This window comes from Fibrobacter sp. UWB10, assembly GCF_900182935.1.
Lineage (GTDB): Bacteria > Fibrobacterota > Fibrobacteria > Fibrobacterales > Fibrobacteraceae > Fibrobacter > Fibrobacter succinogenes_O.
Genome location: NZ_FXUE01000003.1, coordinates 370,300 through 393,684, shown reverse-complemented (window position 1 = coordinate 393,684; position 23,385 = coordinate 370,300). Strand labels below are relative to the sequence as shown.

The window sequence follows — 23,385 nt, the reverse complement described above, 5'->3', positions numbered from 1 at the left end:
CCTTGTCTTCAAAGATACCGCCAAAATTTCAAAAGCGTATCACCCAAAATGCCCGTTTCCGACGAAAAAACAAAAATTAAGGACAAAGTGTAATTGAGTACAAACTAACTAAAAACTTTGTCTGGGTTGCATTATTTTTTGTAAAAGTTGTGTCACGGCGATGTGTAGATTCTACACAGTCCTACACGCCGTTCCCACTGAAGCCGAGAGAATCTTCCAGCCAGGTGTCTGTCCGCTGCACCGAAAGGCGACTTTTCATCGCTTTTCTGCCCGCCGAATACTGCGCCCACCTCACGGCGAGCGCAGAGAGCCGTCCGAGATGCCGCATAAGGGTCCACAGCGGTCCCGGCAGGTTCCGGCGCAGCACATCATCCTCGAAACTTGCGTAGTGGCTTGCGCTGCCGGGGTCGCCCTGCCTTGCGGCGCGCCCGAACAACTGCCGGTCGATTCTGGACGACGGGTTACATTCCGTGGCAATCACGTGCAGTCCACCAAGTTTCTTTACCTTGTCCGGTATCTTGATATCCGTGCCACGCCCGGCCATGTTTGTCGCGACAGTTATCGCGCCCAGGCGTCCGGCACGTTCAATGATCGCGGCCTCGTCGTCGCTACGCACGGCATTTATGACGCGGCATTCAAGCCCGAGAGCCGTAATCATTTCGGCCAGCGTTTCGCTCTCGTCTATATCCTTCGTCCCAATAAGCACGGGGCGGCCCGTCGCATGGACATTCATCACTTCACGGACTATGGCGACTCGCTTGCTTTCCTTTGTAGAGAAAATCCTGAGCATGGAAATCTTGCGAAGACAGCGGCGATGGTTCGGGACGCAGAGGACCGGGGACCCGTAAATAGTCCAGAATTCACCGAGGGCCTCCTTACCGGTCCCCGTCATACCCGAGAAATTCTTGTACAGCCTAAAGAATCGCTGGAAACTCATTCGGGCCTCAGTTTCCTTGAGCCCCGAAAGTTCCAACCCTTCCTTCAGTTCTATCATCTGGTGAAGCCCGCCGTTCCAGGAACGCATGGGCATCTTGCGGCCCGTGGACTCGTCCACGATTACGACCTTACCCTCTTCCACGACATACTGGCGACCGGCTACAAAAAGGTACCGCGCCGTCAGCGCCTGGCGAACCAGGTTCTTCAGGAATGCAGCCTTTGAAAAGCCGCTCGACGCGGGGCCTTCTAGCCATTCGTCCATGTCCGTCAAGAAATGGATTGTGCGCAACTTGCCATCGACAAGGAAGTCGATTCCTTCCTGCAACTTTCCCGAAAGTTCGTAGGCCTGCCTACAGCTTTCGTTAAAGCCCTCGTTCTTGTTTTCCCTAGAAATAATCAACGGGGTCACGGCCTCGTCAATCAACACGTTATCAGCCTCATCGACAATGGCGGTGCATAGCCCCCGCTGCACCACTCCCCTGCCGAACTCCCCGCCCTGCAAGCTAAAACGGTCCAGAAGCCGCTTCGAAAAGTTCTGCATCTTCCCCATAGCGATACGGTCCCGCAAGAAGTCGGCCAGCACTTCCTTCGCCGTAGAGTAGGTAATCGCGGCGGCATAGCCCGCCCTTCGTTCTTCCGGCTTCATCGCACCGGTCACGGCTCCCACGGTAAGGCCACAATAGTCAAACAGCGGCTTCATTATCTGCGCGTCGCGGCTTGCCAGGTAATCATTGGCGGTTATCACATGGCACGGCATACCCGACAAGCCGCGCACCGCGGCACACATGGCGGCGGTAATCGTCTTGCCCTCGCCGGTGGACATCTCGGCGATATAGCCACGATAAAGGCAAAGGGCACCCGCAATCTGCTCCACATAAGGCCTATACCCCATCGTCCGGAAAGCGGCCTCCTGCATCAACGCGAATGCCTCGCAAAGAGTCGAGTCCTTGACGGGGCGCTTGAGCAGGGCGGCAAGCCCTTCTATCCGCCCTTTCAGCTCGGCGTCAGACTTTTCCGAAAGACTGCGGCCAAGGCTGTCTATTTTCCGTGCGGTCCGCAGAATACGCCTGATAACGGAACGACGACTCTTGAAACGGCCGACCAGCCTGAAAACAAAGGCGTCAATACCCACGGGAATCTTCTCCACGCGTTTCAACGAAGTAAGCCTGTAGTCGCCAGTCAAGTCCATCACATCTTATAATACTTTTGCAACGCCTGCCGTACCTTGCGTATCCCCTGGACGGCCAAGGGAGCATAGCCAAGCTGAATACGAATCTTGCCCGTCCTTCCGTGCAGACGGCGAACATCCATCGAATCGGGCATCTCGGCCCTTACAAGGTAAACGGGTTCCGCCGTCTGTTCCGAATACCCGTCGCTCTTCGTCTCGACTTCCCCACCCCCGAGCCAACCCAGCGCATTCGAGGGCAAGCGGTCTTGCGCACTGGGGATAGCCATGGCAGAGACAACCTTCAATTCCTTAAATACATCGCCGTGCAGGCGCACCGACGCGCGAACGGGCTTGTCCGTAAACAACCTTGCGCCATCTTCCTGGTTTACCACTGCCAAAAAATCGAACGCGGTCGTATCAAGCAAGATGCCCAGCGAATCGCCCTTGCCTACCCAGCGCCCCTGATAGTCCTCGATGCCGGGCGCACTCCAGATTCCGTCCATCCCCGCGACAAGTGCAAGTTCGCTCTCGCTCCTTTCGAGTTCCTCGAGTTCCTGCTTCAATACCGAAAGCCGCTTTTCGAGCGGGTGCATGTCCTCGGGGGCCTCGTTCAGTGCACGGTAATACATCTGCCGCGCTTCCTGTATTTCGGAACGCTTCGCCTCGGCGGCATACTTGATTTCCAGATTCTCCAGGAGCACGAGCGTGTCGCCCTTCCTTACCGCACTGTAGCTTTCGCGGTATAGCCTGGTGGCAAAGCCGCCCTCGTTCGCTATGGTGTTCTCGTAATGGCGGGCTTCCAGTACGCCCGGGGCCGTAAACGTATCGGGAACGGGCAAGTAGAACAGCGCCGCAAACAGCAGGGCGAAAAAGGCTACCGTCAAGACTGCCGCACGGTTACGGACCTGCGAAAGCCCCGGCCCCCAAAAGACATACCTGAAAAATTTGCCTACCGGAATAACCACCATGGTAAGGCAAAGCAGCACGCCCATGACAAACGAAAGTATCAGGTAATGCGCCGATATGGCGACGATGAACCCCGCAAAGAGGAAAAACCTGTAGACAGCGCTGGATATCCCGTAAACCGTGTATATCACCTTCTCGCCCGCCCTGAAGGCGACCGGTTCCGCGTCGCGCTTACGGAAGGCATATCGTTCCAGAAGGTACTGCAGATGCCGTACGGAATGCTGTTGCAGGTTCGGCATGTCCAGCAGGTCGGTCAATATGTAGTAGCCGTCAAAGCGCATGAGCGGGTTCACGTTGAACAGCACCGTAGAGACCGAGCAGATGATGAACACGTTGTAGCAGAGCGCGCGGGCCGTGCCGCCGCCCAGGTTCGCCCAGAGTATGAGCGCCACCGAGGCTATAAAGAACTCGAAAAGCATTCCCGCGGCCCCCACAAAGGCACGGTGCCGCTTCTTGCGGAAAGACCAGCTCGCCGTGGCATCTACATACGGCAGCGGCGCAAGGAGCATGAACATCACGCCCAGCGTGTGGACCTCGCCGCCATATTTCTTGACGACGCTCGCATGCCCGAACTCGTGGAACAGCTTCACGAACACGGTACACATGTACACCCAGCCAATGTTCGACGGAGCCAGGAACCCCGCGCTCTGGTCCTTGAGTGCGTCGAAGTTCTCGACACCGTACTTGACGGCGACAATGACCGTCGCAAGCCACACCAGCATCATCGGCGTACTGAGCAGGATGCGGATTAGCCACCGTAAACGGTTCAGGAGCGGGTCGGGGTCGAATACCGGTATTCGCAGGAAAAAGATATTGAGCAAGGTGGACTTGACCTTCTTGCGGGTCTTTTTCTTGTCGCGGTCGAAAAGTTTCGTGCCATCTTCCACGCCGTCATAAAGCAGCATGTTCGCCTGGTAAAGCTGCGCGAGCATCTCGATGACTTCGCCCTGGCCCGGGATGTCGCCCTCGCCGCTTTCCAGCATGCTGTTCCAAATCTCGCCCACGGTCCTACTCACGGAAAGTCGAGAAACAAAGGAATAGGCCCCCTGCGGCAGACGAAAATACTGATTCGTGAACGGCTCGTAGAGCACATACCACAACACGCCCCGATATATCTGGCGGTGAATGCGGACGCTCGAACGGAGAGCTATACGGCTCCCCGCAAGGCGGTACCACGACTCGTGGAAAATCTTGCGCTGACGGTCCTGTATCACTTCTTAGGCCCCGATAGAAATCACGGCGGTGCCTGCGGTGAGTGCAGTCACGCGGATTTCGTAGCGGTTATCGCCATTGGGTGTGTCGGGTATATCCACGGTGAAGTAGTAACCCGGCTGCGTGGTAGCCGTCATGGTAGTGCCGTTCACGTCCCATTTCCACTCGAGAGCGGGAACGCTATGGCCCTGACCATCGGCGACCATCACGATATTCGGGTGCCACCACTGGTTGCCGGGCCAGGTGTCGCTTACCAGCAACACCGTCTCGCCCTCGGCAAAGTTTACCACTTGGGCACCAGAAGAAATGTCAATCGTCTGCGAAATCGTGCCCGGAGTCACTTCCTGCTGTATGGTCCAGTCCTTGTCGGTCGTGTCCGTAAAGGTGTCGGTCGCCCCGTTCTCGGAGGTTTCCGGGGTGACGCCCAGCACATCGCCATCCTCGAACTTGTCCTGGATGTCATCGGCGTCGGCATCGTTGTTGCCCAGGAAAACCTCGGGCGTCGATGTCGTCACCGTATGCTGTTCCAGCATGATTTCCACGCTGGGGGCGAACACGCCCACGGGGTTGTTGTGTTCGAGGATTATCGAGGCGTTGTCGCCAAGGGCAACGTCGTCGCCATCGCCCATGGTAATCGTATCGCCGAAGTCGCCGCCGACAATCACGTCGCGGTCCTTGCCCGTCAAGATGGTGTCGCCCGTCTCGACAGGTTCGTCGTTCTCGTCCAGCGGGATTTCCACTGCCGCGCCGTCATAATACATGCTCTCGGCCTCGATGGCGCGGTTCGCGTAGTCGGCCAGGTTCTCGTTGCGGGCGAACGGCGTGTCTATATCGAAAGTCACGCGGGCGTCGTCACCAAAGACCAGGTCCTTGTCGTGGTCGCCGCCCACGGCGATATCCTCTTCGCGGTTCTCGCCCGCCACCACCTGCACGGCAGTTATCACGGGCAGGTTCAGCGGCCACTGGTTCGTGTCGGTGAACAAGTTGCGGATTCGCACCTCGAAAGTCGAGGAGCTCACACCGTGGAACACCACGTAGTTGCCAACCAGGCGCATGTCGGGCGCAACCTGCGAAAGCAGTTCATCGGCAGTCGGGGCGGTTGCGCATTCCACAAGGCGGTAGTCGCCGTCGAAATGGCTACCGGTCCAGTCGTTCAGGTAGTAGTGCTGGTCGGGCGTAGCACCGCCCACCTGGTGGCCCCATACATCGAACAGGTAGTTGTAGGTGTCCGTGTTCTGCTGGTCGCCGCCGAGGTACACATACACATCGCAGGGTGCACCGTCCGCGAAGGAATCAAGGTTCGTAAGCGTGAGCTTGATTTCCTGCTGCTGTTGGGCCGCATAGTAGGCGTTGAACAGCTTGGAGTTCGAGGTGTCGCCGTCAAGCTGGGCATCATCCTTCGGCATCAGGCTCGAGTTCTGCGTTCCGTCGCCCACGGCAGTATCGTAGGCAACAAGTGAAATGCCTATGCCGTCGTGCGTCACGGGGTCGTTGGTGTAGTTCTCGCCAACGACATGCAGGCCGTTGTTCTTTATGTAGAGGTTCGTCCAGTCGTTATCCGCGACAACACCCGCCGTCTCGTGCGGGATAAAGTCGAACACCTGTTTGTCGTTTTCATAAACGGGTTGATTATTTTCATCAAGCACAGGGATATAATCACCAGGAGCGACTATCTCGCTTGCGGTCGCGTTCTCGCGGGTAAAGTTGAACGATGCCACCTGGATTCCGTCGAGCATCGTTTCTGCGGCGGCTGTCGCGCCGGATTCGATGTGGTCGGCCCCCTGGCCGCCTACCACAACATCGTTGCCGTTACCCGTGTAAATATGGTCGTTGTAGTCGCCCGCCACCGTGCGTGAATCAAGCGACTCGGCAAGCGATAGCGTAGAGGCCGTGGCCTCGGAGCTGTCGCGGTCGGTGAACACCATCTTGGCATTGTCGCCGAACACAACATCGTTGTCGTAGATGCCGTAGCGCTCGTCGCCGTAGGTCGTCAAGGTGTCGCCACCCGTGCCACCCACCACGATATCGTCGCCACCGGAAGTGTAAACCGTGTCGGCTCCGCCATGGGCAATGTCGGTAGAGGCGGCCACATCCTGCGCGTGGAGGGTTCCCTTCACCTGGATGGCGGCTATGCCCGGAATGTCCTTGCCGTTGATGTTGTCGAGCGTGTAGCCGTCCTCGATAATCACGCGGAAGTTGTCGGCGGCAACACCCGCTGGAACCTCGAACACCACGTAGTTGCCCGTGGTGTCTATCAGCACGGCATCATCGCCCGTCAATTCTCCAGAGAGAACCGCCGCATTGTGCGCAAGGTCTGCCAGAATGTCCTCGGCGCTGGTATATTCGGAACGCTTGTAGGTGCCGTTGAAGTTGGAACCGGCGCAGTCGTTCACGTAGAAGCTCTGCAGGGCAACTGTCGAATTCCCTACATACAGGCTCACCTTGCGGATGCTCTGGCCTTCCCAGGAGTTCGCGTCGGGCATGTCTAGGTAAACGGCCACGTGATAGTCGGTAAAGTACTGAGCTAGGCCGTCTACGGCGACTTCGAGCCTGTTGTCGCACTGGTTGCCAGGGGCGGTCGTCATGTAGCCGCTGTTCATGAGTGTCGCATCGGCATCGGTAGAGGCGTTCGCGAAGTTGTGGCCGTAGGCCTGCAGGTTGATACGGTTGTCGGTGCTCGTATTGCGGTGGCTCTCGATGCCGCCGTAGCTTACGCTCACGGCGCTTGCGCGGGTGTTGTCGTCAAAGCGCACAATCTCGCGGTCATCGTTGCCGTAGGTCCCGGCGAGGCTACCGCCCACATTGTTCCAGTTCGCCTTCGCGAAATCTGCCGCACCCGCAACATCTTCCGAAGAAAGCCCCGTCTGCGAGGCACCCATGAAGTTGAACGAGAGCGTTGCCTCGGTGCGGGTTTCGGGAACATTCTCCTGTTCAAGGGCTTCCGCCAGGGCGGCATGACCGCCAAAAGTGGCATAGCCGTCATCACCGAATACAAGGTCGTTGCCATCGCCAGTCGAAATGACTTCATTCTCGTTTTCGTGCTCGCTAATATCCGCAGGAACGGTTCGTGTTGCGTTAACCCCGCCGAAAACGACATTCCTGCCGTCGGCAAGGGTTATCACGTCGTTCCCGCCCTGGTTTTCCGTCACCGTGCGGGCAATGCTCGGGCCGCGGCGAACACCGTCGGTCTGCCAGTAGGCTTCGGAATCCTTGTTCTTGCCTGTAGCATAGTCGGAACCGTTTTCGCTCGGCGTATAGGTATTTCCTTCACCCTTTACCGTCACTCCCGAGCCGTCGTCGCCAAGGCGCGTCACCACATTGCCATTCTCGTCATGATACAGCACCTGGCCACGGTCGCCGAAGACAAGGGAACTGTCGCTGCCTATGTCAATGGTGTCATCACCAAGGCCACCGAACACGATAAGGCCTTCCTTGGTTACGTCCTCGCCGGAAGCATCCACGGTGTCGTTGCCCTCGCCAGCGTTGATCACCAATTGGTCATCTTCACCATTCTGGTAACTGTGGACATTAATCGTGTCGCCACCTTCGCCGCTGTTCATCACAGTAAAGGTCTGGAATCCGTCCTCGCGGTAGATGGACTTGTAGATATCCACCGTGTCCGCGCCCGTACCCAGGTTAATTTCTCCATATTCCATATTGCCAAAAGCAATATTCTTCTTTACATCCTCGGACGTGTTTATATGCTTTTGATCAGTATGTTCAAAATGAATCGATTCTGAATCGGACGCAAGCAAAGCATCTTCTGACAAAATTACCTTCGGATTGCTTACAGACGCAGAATCAGTTTTAGAATCAATCAAGGCTTTTGTTGAACTTTGGGCATCGTAAGGATTATCCATATTGTTCACAAAAATTCGGTCAACACTTCGTGTTTCGTCGAAAGAGTCCTCTTCACTAGTAGAAGAATCCCCCTCAATCGTCTTAACATCATTCTCCGCAGCATCATCAGGATGTTCATTCGAAGGAATAACATACCGCAGCATAGATACAGATTCACCGATTGATTCCGGTTTATACCCGGCGCCATCTTCTAACACTTCTCCCAAAATATTTTCTATAGTTCTTTCACCAATAGGCACCAACGTTGGATTGTCGCTTTCGGCAACATCATCATCGATTGCCCCAACAGTCACAAGAAAATACCCTTTACAACGGTCTTTTGTGAACTCAACATAAATTTCATCAAAAGCCGTATTTCCTGTTGTTGCATTTGTAATCGAGAAAATTTCTGATTCAGCATTTTCTTCAATATACACAATGCGTCGTATTTCTATTTGTTTAGTATACCTTAGATTTTCAGGAGATTGTTTATCTCCCTCCCTATAATATGGTGTCAAAACTGTATTAATGGTAACTTTGACAGTTTCAGTGCCTACAAGGTCTTCACCATCTAGGCTAATGGCATAAGTGTCAACACCGTCGCCTTCTTCAACATCTGTAGAGCCATTCGTTTGCGAAATAACGACTTTTCCACATGTAGAATCAGGATTCTCCTTGGAACCAAGTTCGCTAAAATTAGCCGCACTCAAAGATTCCCAAGCGTATTTTTCATCTGTAACATTTATTTGCTTTCTTTGAGCAACACTCAAGCAACCAGACACCGTTACAGGCAAACCTGTTTTATTAGAACAGATTATAACCTGACTTCCTTCAATTCTATAAAAATAGCCTTCTTCCGAATAGCCTCCATTTCCATCAGCCACTCGATTACTAGAAATAACATGGTCTTCACCCACAAGGAAATCAACCGAACGATTCTCATCTACAAAAAACACTGCATTTTCGGGAGTGATTTTTCCATCTGTTCCACCAACCCAATAAGCTGCACGATACAACAATGTTGCACCATCGAATTGAGATGTAACGTCAAGATTGTTTTCATCGAATATTTTAATAGTATTGTCTATTTGCTTAAAATAATGGCTATGGTTATAAGATTCTTCATAAGTCAAATCATATGATGTTACGTGGTCTGACAACTGTATTTGCAACTCAGATACACCATAAATATTAGACTTGAGTTCTAAAGAATTGGTCTCTTCGTTATAATCCAAGCATTCCTTTATCCAGCAAAGAACAAAGCCGGGTTTACTAGAATCCCACGCATTCAAAGTCAATTCAGAATTGCCGTCGTTAAGGCTATAAGAGAATCCATCTACCGAATCATTTGTATAAGGATTTAATGTAGTCGTTGAGTAATCAGTACCCAAAACTAAATAACCCAAGTTATCAGTTTCATACTTAAGATTAACATAGCTTGTGTTGTCTAACTGCATCGACAAAGCGGTGTAATTGACAAACAATGTTGTCCCTGCGGGAATAGCATTGTTAACCCATCTTACTGTCAAAGCATTTTGCGCCATATGATATTCAAATTCAATATCATCGGGCATCCCTTCATACCAGACATAAAAATCTTCAACTACAGCAGACGAATGTAGGCCTATAGTAAAAGATTTATTATCCGCTTCATCCTGAGAGATAGTTCTTGTTAGAGTTTCTGTAAATGCATTTCTATTTAAATCAATCGAGTTTCCTGATTCATCAAAACGTTCTGTTTTACGATCATCTTCCAGGAATAGAATAACGTTTCGGCACGGATTCACTTTTGTTGTCGGTTCACAAGCAACACCATGCAACAAAGCAATATGATCGTCTCCTTCGCGAATATTATCAGACAAAGCAATCAATCTGACAAACTGAGCACAATTGTAATTTGTTGAATTAAATCTTAGTGTTACCGAACTTGCTAGAGCACCGTCAGCATCAACTAAGAAGACACCACGTTCGGCCTTTGCAAAACTGTCATTAGGCATCTCTGGCGCATAGACTGTAATGGCAATTTCTTCTCCTTGCGCTGGGGCGCGAGAGAGTTTAATTCCATAAACAGTCGTTACACCATTCCCCTCCCTGATAACGGCATGGGGTTCAGAAACTAAATTGCCTTGTTCATCTGTAAAGAGAATATCAACAACAGTCCGAGTTTCAGCAGCATAAATGTCGTTGTCCCGGATATTTACAGCTATCGAATCTGTTTTTTTCTGACGATATTTGTCCGTATTTGATTCAACCGTATGAGAAATTATCCCACTATGTCCCTTATAGTCAATGTTATCAACCATAATATAAGGCAAATCACTCTGCGAACCGCCATTATAGAAACTATCGTTACCTTCATTCCCGTTTAGATAAACAACAGAGTTTTCAAGAGTGTCTAGTACGTAAAATTCATCATCTCCAGCACCACCATAAGCATTTTGATTTTCTATGCTCACGGCCTGTAGATTTACACCGGAAGACTGTATCGAGCCCTCTGAAATCACAAAGGTATCGTCAGCTTCCGTTCCGGCAACACTCATCGTATCGTTGCCGGCACCGCCAAGAAGTGTAACAGGAGCATTTTGCACTATGCCATCAGGATTACCTTCAGCATCGGCCTTTTGGAATGTTGCAACATTAAATGTGTCGTCACCCGTACCGCCAGAAAGTGATATGGCGGCACTAGTATGCAACATATTGAAGGTATCATCTCCAGAGCCTCCATAAATACTTGTCGAATGTTCAACGCCATTACTTAAATACCCTTGTGTTGTTAGCGTTGTAGCGAAACCATCTAGTTGCTGAATATTATTTTCTTCATTCGGCAAACGACCTGTTTGGAAAAGTTGGCCGACATTTATTGTATCATTTCCTGCACCGGCATCAACAGCAATAGCAGTTAGAGTTCCATCTATCGTTATATTGTCTTTTCCAGCACCCGTATTAAGATTCAATTTCTCAACGCCTCCATTATTGCGAACATTCCAGAAATTGATTCTTTCAATTTGGCTTTTTTCTGCTTTCGGATTATCTGTTGGCGATAGTTCTTCCTCATCTGGCAAAAGTGCAACAAAACCCAATTTGGCATTAGTTGAAGCATTTATTTCATTCGGTTCTGATCGACGAACAAGAACATCATCGGCTTCTAAAGTTCCATTTACGGTTAAAATATCGTTGATATCAACACCCGATTCAATGATATTGGTATATGCCCTATTATAACTTCCCATAAAATTAATTTCATAAAGGTCATCACCACTTTGGCCGTCAACGATATCGGAACCATTGCCAGCAATAATGGAATCATTTCCACCAACAGTTTCTGCCAAGGCGTTGAAATCTATTTTGAAATTGTCTAGGAAAGATTTAACTGTTTCACCAAAGACAAGCTTATTATTTTGGCCTTCTGTCCCGAACCAATTTGCAGAGGCGCTTAAAGCCCCAGCATTATACCCAGCCCAACCGTCATCACCAAACACGATATCATTTCCGGCACCACCCTCAAGGGTATCATTCCCCTGACCACCGTAAAGGATATCTTCACCAGAACCACCCATTATACGGTCATCACCGGCATCACCGTCAATAAAATCATTATCGGCACCGCCATCTATCACATCGTTACCGCCAGAAAGCACTTCGTTTTCCAGCAAGTCAACATTATTTTTTCCATCATCACCAAAAATTACATCGGAGCCATTCTCACCATAAATGAAATCAGTGCTGTTGGACAGCATCCCTGAGCTAGATTTCAAAGTTGCACCATATTGGGAAAGCGTACTTATGTAATGTTCCTCAGGTGTTCTCAATGCAATTTCATTATTCGGATCAAATAATGGATGCGAACCTTTCTTGAATTCCTTGGAAACGTAGACATACGGCAGAATTCCACCTTCATCGGTCGCAATAACCATATTAGAATTGTAAGGAGTATCACCGAATATTAAGTCATCTCCGTCGCCACCATGAATCGTATCGATGCCATTGCCTCCAAATACGATATCATTGCCCTGACCTGCAATAATTTCATCATTTCCAGCAAAACCTTCAATCCAGTCGTTACCGGCACCACCATAAATATGGTCATCACCATCACTTCCGTATATCAGGTCGTCTTCACCTTCGTCGAACAGGTCGTAGCGACTTGCCACAGGCAAATCCGCTGCGCTTATTTCAATGCGCCCCCGGTCACCGAACAAATAATTCAAGCCTGTTCCGGCATAGATTATATCCGCTCCTTCGCCTCCAAAGACAAAATTCTTACCAGAGCCTCCAGTCAAGACATTTCCCGAAACGTCTCCGTCAGCAGGAAGAGTTTCTGCAAGAAGTACATTCTTCTTATTCTTGTCCATTACATAGCGGCCGGTTTCGCCGAAAATAAAATTATTTCCGCTACCCACAGCTCCGGTTATGCGGTCAATACCTATACCGCCCACCAGCATAGCATTAAAGCCTTCTGCCAGCTTCAAACTAGAAGCATTGATAACATCATCTCCATCCCCACCATAAACAATGACATCAGCTTCAATCTCCAAAACACCCGATGTAATCGTTATATTATCCTTGCCCTGACCGGCATAAACACAGATTCCCTTCAAGGGTTTATCCGGTTCTTTGTCCAAGTCAAAATCATATGCCTCGGAGTTATTCCAAGAAACAGTCCCCTTTCTTGCGCCGGTAAATGTAATCGTCACATCGTCATTACCATCAGCAAGATTTTCGTGGACACGGTTAGACGCATACTCACCTACATTTACAACAAGGTAATCGCCATTGTCTGAAACAAGGACAGGATTATCGGACTTTCCCGATTTAGACGCTGTATCGAACAATTCGAAGGCTCCGCTGCTCCACAAGGTCCATTTTTTACGACCGAAAAAGTAATCCAGGTAGGCATAGGCCTCTGCATCAATAGTCGCCGATGCATCGAATATGTAAATTGGATTCAATTCCCACATGTCAGCAAGTTCACCCATACGGAGTTTGCCGTCATTATTCGGGTCATTGAAATCAAGATTTACATCAAAGTTCAATCCTACATTGATACCCGCGCGACCGGCAACGCTCGCCCCGGCCACAACACCAGAATGGAATATCACCTCGGCTGTATCCTTGCCGTTTTCGTTCCAGTCGGCAATGTAGAACCCGTCAAGTAATAGGCCCATGTTCTTGTAGCCGCTATCCTTCCAGCGGCTTAGTCCATGAGTATCGTAACCGAATGTCAAGTCGATACAAACACCAAAATTAAAACCGATATCAGCACATAGAGGGCCAACAATCGGATAACTATTTTTCCAGTCGAAATCAAACTTGAGGGGCGACATATTGTAAGTGACAAGCGTGGCATCGCGCCCGAAAAGAAGCCCCCCAATTTCAGTCAACGGATTTTCGAGTATAGGGAAAGCCCACCCCCTACCGCCATTAACCGATAGCGACGATGTAGACATAGCCCCAGTAGTCGAGTCAAAATTAGGCAAATCAAAGCCGTTCAATGCATTTGCAAATTCTTCCAAGCCTCTAATTGAAATTGAATTGCCGCCTAGTGTAAATGTTTCACGCAACTGCTGAACATAGGCATCAATATTCTTGCTAGCACCAGAAAGGAAATCTAGAGAAGCATTATTTGCATTTTCTCTAACACTACGTTCCGTACCCGTATAGGAATTTTCTTTCCACAGTACAAAGTCAGGCAATTCCACAATAAGGTCTTCATTTGTTCCGTTACCGAACTGTTGCACCAGATTATTCAGTTTAACAATGTCATCGATAAATCCGAAATCCATATCATTCTTGGAACCATACATTTTTATTAAGTCCAGCACGGTTATATGCACTTTACCGGCAGGCAACTTATTCAACACTGGTATTTCAGATTGAAGGAATTTAATAAGAGGCTGAATAGGTTCAATGACCTTCTGTATATTTTTCAGCACCGGAGCAAGAGTTTTGTTGATGAATGACCCGCCCTTGAATTTCACTTTCTTGAACGAGAGTTCATTCAAACCATTCGAAGCAGCCCCCGTCTTGGCAGACCAGTCAATGTAAATGTCCACATCCAATTCAGGGAACATTTTTCCTGCCGAAAGTGTAAGCTCCCATGTCTTCTGAAGTTCAGCATCTATTTCCGCTTTCACGGAAATTCCCGAACCAACATTGTGAACGTCGACTTGTTTTCTCTTGCCTTCATTCAAATCAACATTCAGTTCAACTCCAAATCCACCTTCTAAACCATTTTCAGATTCATCGCGCAATTTCATTTTCATGAACCCGAGCGTTCCATCAACCTCAAAGTCATTCTTCGTATTCACGTTCAGCGTAACTTTAAAGTCATTACCGTCGTCAAGCAACAAAAATGCGCCTTTATCCTTCGAAATTCCAAATCCGATATCAAGGCTCCATGTAAGAGAAATCCTAAGTCCTCCTTCAGAGCGCAAACCGAGCCCTGGGAAGCCGAGATCAAAATCAGCATCAGGATCTAGATCATAGTTTCCACAAATTCTAATACGCCAGTAGGCCTCATCAGTGTTTTCATAATACTGAATTCCATTATAGAACTTATTGAAAAACATGCCGGCCCACTTGTATTGTTCCAATTCCGTGTCAGAATCGTTGGAACAATCTTCTAATTCCCCAAGTATATTAGCACCCTTCAACAAGTTGTAAAGTTTGAAAGCCACCATTTCGGCATTCAAATTTTGCGCCTTGTTCACAAAATTTCTAAACGGTTCTATAAAGGACTCATCCAGTTTTGTAAGACTATCCGCAATTCCTACAATTCTGTCCCCAATAAAAGGGATATTACGCACAGAATCACGCAAAACTTCCTTGTTAATACCGCTGATTGCACGACGAAGAACTTGTGACAAGCCATCGGACACAAGCCGAACCTGTTCAAAAAGGGATGTTACATTGAAATCAATATTCACCTGGGTAGCATCCACCCACAAACCGGTTTTACCGACAGGGTTAGATAAAATTCCTACACTCGGAACAAGTTTAGAGACCGCATCTGTTTTTAAATCAACTGAACCTGTTCCGTTTTCACCACAACCAATTTCAATATAGCCGGCTTTTTGCCCCAGTACACTTAGATTTATTTTTCCTTGGGCATTTACATTCGCATTGTCAACTGACAAACCGAATACACTCTCATTTTCATTAAGATTCACACCACACGAAAAATTTAGGAAGATGTTACTTCCCTCAACAATTTCTACCAGCGGGGCCCGCAAGTCGCCTATATACAGATGCAGGTCCCCTGCCAGCGGATTTTTTTCGATGCTGGCAGTAGCATCAATCAGTTTCTGTGCAGTACCATTTATTTCGACGGGAATAAAATTCACCTTTACCTTTCCATCGACAGTCGGATCATATTCCAGCACCATACTAATCTGGAAAGCAAAAGAAACATTGAGATTTACATCCAAGGCTCCCCCAATATGAACTTCATTCGAGCCGATGTCATTTAGGACAAACTTTCCATTCTTGACTTCGTACTTCCAGACAAAATCCATCTGGATGCGGTGTTTTTGTTCCTCACCTTCCGCAACCTGCAATACCTTCAGGTTCGAAACAGACATGCCAATTCTGTCCAGCAACTGGGTCGCAAAATCCTGGACAGTGAGTCCATTGACACTTGCTAGCACACGACGGAATTCATCTAGTTTGGCACTGAAGCCGCACAAATCAGCAATCGACTTTCCTATAAAGGGAATTTCTGCAGTGAGAATATCCGATTTATCAAAAAGGGAGTTTCCAACAACGGGATTTCCTTCCGTATTATACCCCAGTAAATTTTTCGCAAAAACAGAAGCAGCCGTTTTCATTGCACTGCCAAGTTCAACTCCGTTCCACGTTTTTAGCGCTTCCTCAGAAACATTTGTAACATCCCAATTCAGGGCTGTTGCAACGGATAAATCACCGTTCAAATTCTGTATCGTATCATTGACGGCAACAACATTGTTTACTAGTCCAAAACTACCTAGATTAAATTTATCTGTTCCATCAGAATTAATTGTGATGGAATTTGTCGTTCCCAATAAAGGCGTCTTAGTAACCCTCCAGTTACTAACACCAAGAAATGTCTCAATTGAAGAAGAAATATCGGAGAAAAGAGTCTTTATTGATTGGACAAATGTTGAAACTGATGAAGTGAAAATGTGTTCTAAGACATCCCTACATTCATCCAAATTTTGCAGCATCACAACAATTTTTTCCAACGCAGCAGCAGGATTATTCGTAAACTCCAAAAAAACAGAACTATATCCACAAGGTATTTCTCCTAGAATGTCACTAACATCATCTAGCACTCCTTTTTTCTGGTTTTCATACCCCGCTACAATACTCCCGTATTGTTGATTGACATAATTCCATACATTTTCAATTCGGTTACCCAGACCCCTTGTGGCATTAACAAAGCCATCGATTGACGATAGCAAATCAACATAACTACTTATATTGGTTGTAGTCAAGGCCGTTCCGTCAAAGACCTTGTCCAAGCAAGTTGTCAGCGTGTTATATGCATTTTCAAAATCGGTAGCAAGCGTCGCTATACTCTGATGTATTGCAATTACATCGGTATCAGGCAGTTGCGCAAGTCCCTTTGTATCGTCATACTTCAATTCCAGCTGATGCCCCATATTCACGCCGTTTGCAGAGAAATGCTCTCCAAGCATTCCCACGCGGGCATCAATATCCACATCACCTGTGAGTCTATTTTCCAACACAAGGTCAAATTTTTTATACTTGGCGGCATCAAGGGCACTCAAAAGCAAAGCATCCAGTTCGAAACGGGCTCCGTCGTCCGCCCTGCCCACCAAACCAAGAACTGAACCAAGTGTTCCCCCAACCACTTCCACGGAAACAAGATTGCAGCCATCAGCGCCAACAAGGCGTGTTCCATCAAACACTATCTTATTTTGGCAAATTTCACATATTTTTGCAATAATCGCGTTTAAACAAAGGCTAGCCTGTTCTGTTTTGGGCAAACCGTTATACCACAACGCCAAATCAACAAAATATTCTTCAGCTGGGGTAGAGGTATTTTCAATGGTAATTTTCAGGCAAAAGGCTGAACTTATTTTTGAGGTTACTCCAGAAATAAAAAGGTTGTTGTTGCTAAAGAATGTCCCCGACACATCAAACGACATATTATCTTTGCGCTCAATCGCAAACAAGCCGTCTTTGAACGAAGCACTAAATATACCGTTATCAATTCCAGCCAAATTCTCATTTATTTGGCTAACAAATGTTTCACGGTCAAGATTATCGGAAGTTCCAATTGTTATCGTTTCTACATTGCCGTCAAAAGTGAGGACAATGTCTCCACCCTTAACATCAATAGGTGTATTTTCGACAACTTTCACATAGCACGAAGTAAAGGCCGAAGAATCCAATTTGACACTTGTTATATCACATTCACCTTTTTTTACAAGGAAGATTTTGCCACCAACATTATAGACATGAATGTTCACACCATTTTCTATAAATGTTGCCTGAATGGCAGAAACCAACTCCTCTTGGGTTTTCGCATAAAAAGACTCACTCGAAGCATCCCATTCCAGTTTAAATTCTTTATTAATACTAGCGGGCATTGCAAGACTAAAACCGCCAATATACCCTTCGGTCGCCGACACATTTTCATACAAGCTAATTCCAGTACGAGCATCAGAATATGCTAGCGCACCATCGGTCTTTAAGTCAAACCGGTTGTCAACAGCAACAGATTGCCTTCCAAAGAAATCAAGAATATTTTCTTCGGCTACGACATCTTTCAAGAAGGTCGTCCCATCCGCCCTCATTTGCGCGGTCAAGTCGATGGATAAAGTAAACTCCAGAATTGCACTAGTCAGCAAAGCAAGAGACTCATTTCTTGTTACTGTAAATCCAAGCCTACTTAACTCATCAACAGCGATGGATACATTTTGCGGAACTCCCGGTGGCACACTCAATTTGAACGAAAGCAAGAGTTCATCGCCGTTCAATTCTATCGGGGTCGCCACATAACTTTTCATTATTTCATGCAATTCTTGCAACGACTTAGGAGGCTTGTTCAAAAGGTTATTCAGAAGCGTCGGCAGTTTTGCATACTCAGTAGCATTTTGGCTAAGAACCCCCGCAAAGGAATCATACAGCAACGGTACGGGATTATCTGGCGTAACAGACGAATTTCGGTTCAGCCACGCAGAGAGGTCAGAAAGTTTATGCAAGATGAGCCCCATTGTGGCCTGCTCAATACTTTCGACATCGGCAGCCCCCACCCAGGACCATACGTGAGTATTTTCATCACAAACCAGTTTCACACCAGTCGAACTAACTAGCCCGGAAATACGGGACGACTCAACCACATCGAAGTCTAAGTCTGCCTTGAAAATTTCATTTACCCCAGCAGCAGAAAGTCCCAATCCAACAGAGTAATCCGGCACGCTCTCGTCGACATCGGCAATCGATTTGTATTCGAGAACACTCCCATTTGCCTGAAGAAATGCTTCAAGTTCGGCCTTTCTTTCAGAATCAGATTCGTCATCAACATCTTGCTGCGTATATTGTCTAAAATGAGCGGCAACAGAAACAGTCTGATTAATGTATTCTGGATTAGATGCTCCATCAAGTTTTACGGAGAACGAGGCATTTCGGTCAACATTGTGGCCCCCGTCTACATTTACACCCTGCAAGTTTGTTGCCACATTTGCAAATCCAGTCACATTCGCAGCAATATCTGGGTTCGTAGCCATCTCATGTTTTACGATACTGACTACAAGGCTATCAGATTCAGTATCAACACCAAAAACATAACCAGAACTACTTGCCAAAGCATTCAAATACACAGCCATTTCAGCGGCACTAAATTTATGCTGATTTACAGCAGAATCAAGGCTATTTATTAGACTCTGCTTTTCCTCGGCACTTGTATTCGGGTCATTTATACCATTAAAAGGAGCCGTATTCAGCAAGCTTTGTCTATAGCTACTTTTAGCAATTTGGGAAGCAGAGCTCATAACCTGCTTCAAACTTGCAATATCGCTTGCATTTAAAGACAACAGGCTTGCAGCTTGATTTTCGTCAATCAAGTCAGCGGCTTTGGCAACTCTAACTTCTCTCTTAGAAGAATCCTCTACAAACAGGGTGCGGATGTTCGTATTTGCCCATTTTTGATAGTCTGAACTCGAAACAAATATACTTGCGGCATTTACATCCAACTGGAGTGCTTCCTGATTCCAGTCATCTGCCGTAGCATCCATCATCAAACGAGGTTCAAGAGCTTCCGCCCTATAACTGTTGCAAACGTTCTTTTTAGACTCTTTATTCATCTTGGACATACAAACCCCTTAGGTCTTCATGGATAACAATTTTCTGTAAAAAGTAAAAATACTTATCAATAATCCCTTACACAACGGACATAAAAATAATTACCGTTCTTTACAGCAGTACTGCTATGCTTCGCATAATTTTTGCTTAAATCTTCAACAAAAATCCATGACGAATCTCTTTCGACTGGATAATGAAAGGTTGCCAAGCCCCAGTTTTCTCTGTAAGATTTCATCTGGTACAACACCGACATACCTGTTGAATTCACATATTGCTTATTCAAAGTCCAATTCACCTTTGAAGCCAAATCTTCCCCTGCAGATGAAGTGAAGTTTTTCCATTCATAGGCATTCATTATATGCCAACCCTCCGGACACAAACCCTGATGTATCCTAGTGTCTCCACCTACGGTATCCTTCCAAAGCACTGAGTCGTACTTGGCAGACAAGGCCATTGCTTCGCTCCAGGTGTAACGGCCGCCCCAGCCGTTGTTGCAGAACCATTCGTCATTCAAGTCACAATACTTTTCCACCTTAGTGTCATCGTGTATTTTTATACTAGTATCAATCATCTCACCGTAATTCAAGTTCTGGGCGAACACCTCAATTAAAACATCGTCAACAAGTCTTCCGTCATCACCGCGCAAGTGGAGAATCGTCGTCTTATACACCTGATGGTCTCGCGGATCTTCGAATTCACTATAAACAGGTTCGTATTCTGTAGCAAACAAACTATCCATCACAGGGTATTCTTTGGGTTTTTCGATGTAGATTGTTGTATCTAAAACCCAATCGTTGTTTTCACAGCGATAATATTTTACACCCCAATCTTTAACAACAGTATCTCTTTCATTTTCATTACAACGGATATGAACATAAGAACTACTACTTGACAAAGAATCGTCTCTCTGGGATGACGAACTAGTATCGTTTTTTTTACTAGACGAAGACGAACTATTTGATTTGGCATCACTTGATACCATAGCATCCTTTTCATCAGAGGATTCAATCTTTTTAGAAGAACTACTTGATTCATCTTCACAATCTTTACAGATTGAAGATGAAGAATCAACCGCTGCGTTTTCATCCGGTCCGTTGCTAGAGGCAGACGACGAATCGTCACATCCCCAAAGGGCAATTCCGCTAAACACGGCTAAGAAAAGTAGTGTCTTGAACTTGTTCATAATTTGTACTCCTGTTATTAAACTTTCGTGTCGCCCTTGCCGCCCAGGTTGTCCGGGTCTATGGAGAGCAGGGCTTGAATATCCGCAGCGCTCAGCGGTGCGGACTGTTGTATTTCAAAATTTTTCTGTGGGTTTATTATCAAGTCCTTGTTTACGGACTTGACTATTTCGCCGGAATCTTCTGCCACATACAGCCCCGTCTCGGGGTTACGGACAAATTCCGTGTTAGCAAGCTGCCTGATACTCGCCTTGGTCAAGAAGTCGGCGTCGTTTGGGGTCACATTGACGGGCTGTTCTATCTCGCCAATCACCGCCGGGGCCTCGATAACGGCTTCGAGCTGTTCAATGCCGTCCGGTGTCAAGATAACGCCGGGTGCGCCATCCATCATCTGTCGCCGTTCCAGCGACTCGATTATAAAGGGATTTTCTTTGTTCTCTTTCATTCTTGCCAAAACTTTTATGTTCCCTCAAATAGTGAAACATTATTATGATCGGCCCAGCCTTTTAAATCAGAATAAAGGGCAGACTGTTTAAAAGACTCAATGTCGTAGCATTGAGGCAAAAATTCCTTCAAATGAGGAATAGTCGCTAAGCAATCTAATAAAGCAAGAAAATCATGCCCATTACAAACCAACGCGAAATCTTTTAAATCACAAACATCTTTAAGATTATCAAAATCGTTCCTATCTTGCTCCGTTCTTCCTTCAAAAAAGGAACTATCTAGCTCTACTAAAGCGCCCTGTTTAAGAACATGGGCTTTATCGTCTCTAAAACGACCTATTTTTAATTTCTTGTTGAATGAATAACCAAACTCTTTAATGTCATTAAAGATTCGATAACATCCTATAGCTCTAGCAAGCGGCTTGACGTTTTCAATTTTCTGTTCAATACCAGAATCTTTTTGTTTAAGTAACAAAACAACACCATTGGTCTTGAGCATTTGCATTTCAATATCACGCTGATCTGTCAAGAATACATTCTTTTTTAACGTATAAGCAGGCAAGAAGTCGATAGAATCTCTGTCTCTAATTCCTATAATTTTTTCATAATTTTCGTTTAATATTGTATCTACGATTTTTTCAACATTCTTACAACTCTTTCTTTTGTTTATCGATGATGACCGGACATTTAAGCGATCTGTTGAAAAGAATTTGCTATAAACCAAAACATCAGGTTCATCTTCAACAATAACCCACATCGCTTGCATATGCGAATTGATACTTTGGTGAATGGCACCTAAAGTGTCGCCAGGACGGTTTGCTTCCGTCACTTCTTGCAATGGAGCTTGAATCATTCTGCCTTCCTCAGTTGACTCTTTTCAAACAAGTCCTGCGACATATCCCATCTTTGTTCAAAAATGTTGGAATTATGGGTGCAGATAATGAATTGCAAATCACTCCATTTACAAAGTTCCTTGATGACTTTGGGAAACTCAAGAATCCAAGACATATGCATGGAATTTTCAGGTTCATCAACAAGAACTAAAGTATGCTCGTTTGATTCAAATAGCATTTTATAAACAAGCATCAAATATTGGCGTTCGCCAGACGACAAATCATCCAAATCAATAATTGAATTGAATAAATCATTCAGTTTAAACCGAAATCCATCATTCTCGGATATTGAGATTTTCTTGTTGACAAATTCATACCGATTTATAAGTTCCATAAACTTTTCAAGTTTATCAACTTCATGCTTAATAGAATACTCATCGTTCAAGAGATTTTCAACAATTGAACCATATTTTTTGACATCTGTCAAGAATTCAGAATTCAAGCCGAATCCGAGCATTTTGTCAACTAGAGGAAATTTCAAACCTTCGATGGGTTCATTCACCGGGAATTCATTTTTGAGTTTGCTCTTTAGAAAATCCCCTATTTTATCAGAAAGAATCGACAGATACTTAATGAAAGAATCATTACAAGTCTTCACAGGAGACTTTCGGTTTCTTTTGGGAAGATTCTTTTCTATGACACGTGTATCTGGAATGTACAAGATTTTCTTTTGCGAGAGAATCATCTCGACAGAGTGGTCCCCGCTCTTTTTCGGTGTGTAGAACTTACCATCACGCCCCTTTACAGAAACCTGCAATGTTTTTTGGCCTTCAAACAAAATGTCTAAACGAACATCAAGGTCATCTTGTTCATCTGAATCATCATTTTGTATTATCTGCCACTCTTCTTTTGTTACGCTTAAGGTTTTACCGTCCATTACACATTCAAAAGAATCGAACGGCAATGCCGCCATTGTCTTCCAATCGGCACCATACAGAGCGACCAACAGTTTCAAAATTGTCGTTTTACCAAATCCATTCGGTCCCGTAATATACTTTACAGCAGGTCCGTTTTCATTAGTAAAGTCTAATTCATAACTGAACTGATGCAATAAGCCTTTTACTGTCATTTTTTCAAGCATTGGGCGCTCCATACTTAGAGTTCAAGAGTTCCATCTTATTCTTATTCACACGCAATACACGTTCTTGCTCAACATTTTTATTTCCACGAGCAGTCACAACAGATTTATATGAAGGGTAATCAACACCTTTGCTTCGGTTATTCTTAAAATGTAGCGGTCTTTTGTTTTCAGGATCATCGCCGCCGCCTAAAGCCTGGGGATAAATATGGTCAACTTCCCACCCGAATTCGGCATCTGTTTTGCCAAACTGATCTCGCGCAATCCACGCACCGCAGGCATCCTTCCTAAACTTGGAAGGGTCATAGTCCGGCACTTTCCGGCCTTTTTCCCAAACAGCATCAATTTCTTCTTCGGTCAT

8 protein-coding genes are annotated in these 23,385 nt (G+C 46.6%); all 8 read right to left on the bottom strand.

The window, feature by feature from the left end:
• Positions 1-181: 181 nt before the first annotated feature.
• Positions 182-2,125 (bottom strand): preprotein translocase subunit SecA, encoded by a 1,944-nt coding sequence (locus tag QOL41_RS10375; RefSeq protein ID WP_283429696.1) that lies wholly within the window; start codon positions 2,123-2,125, stop codon positions 182-184.
• Positions 2,125-4,173, bottom strand: coding sequence for a hypothetical protein (locus QOL41_RS10370; RefSeq protein ID WP_283429695.1), 2,049 nt, complete (start codon positions 4,171-4,173; stop codon positions 2,125-2,127). Before QOL41_RS10370 ends, QOL41_RS10375 begins: the two co-directional genes overlap by 1 nt.
• Positions 4,174-4,287: 114 nt before the next feature.
• Positions 4,288-19,440, bottom strand: coding sequence for a calcium-binding protein (locus QOL41_RS10365; RefSeq protein ID WP_283429694.1), 15,153 nt, complete (start codon positions 19,438-19,440; stop codon positions 4,288-4,290).
• 56 nt (positions 19,441-19,496) lie between these two features.
• Positions 19,497-20,612, bottom strand: a complete 1,116-nt coding sequence (locus QOL41_RS10360) for an FISUMP domain-containing protein (RefSeq protein ID WP_283429693.1) — start codon at positions 20,610-20,612, stop codon at positions 19,497-19,499.
• 17 nt (positions 20,613-20,629) lie between these two features.
• Entirely contained in the window at positions 20,630-21,055 is a 426-nt protein-coding gene (locus QOL41_RS10355; protein ID WP_283429692.1) for a hypothetical protein, read from the bottom strand.
• Between the two features lie 14 nt (positions 21,056-21,069).
• Positions 21,070-21,906, bottom strand: coding sequence for a hypothetical protein (locus QOL41_RS10350; RefSeq protein WP_283429691.1), 837 nt, complete (start codon positions 21,904-21,906; stop codon positions 21,070-21,072).
• On the bottom strand, positions 21,903-23,027 hold the full coding sequence (locus tag QOL41_RS10345) for an AAA family ATPase (protein WP_283429690.1): 1,125 nt from the start codon (positions 23,025-23,027) through the stop codon (positions 21,903-21,905). Before QOL41_RS10345 ends, QOL41_RS10350 begins: the two co-directional genes overlap by 4 nt.
• Entirely contained in the window at positions 23,020-23,385 is a 366-nt protein-coding gene (locus QOL41_RS10340; RefSeq protein ID WP_283429689.1) for an HNH endonuclease, read from the bottom strand. Before QOL41_RS10340 ends, QOL41_RS10345 begins: the two co-directional genes overlap by 8 nt.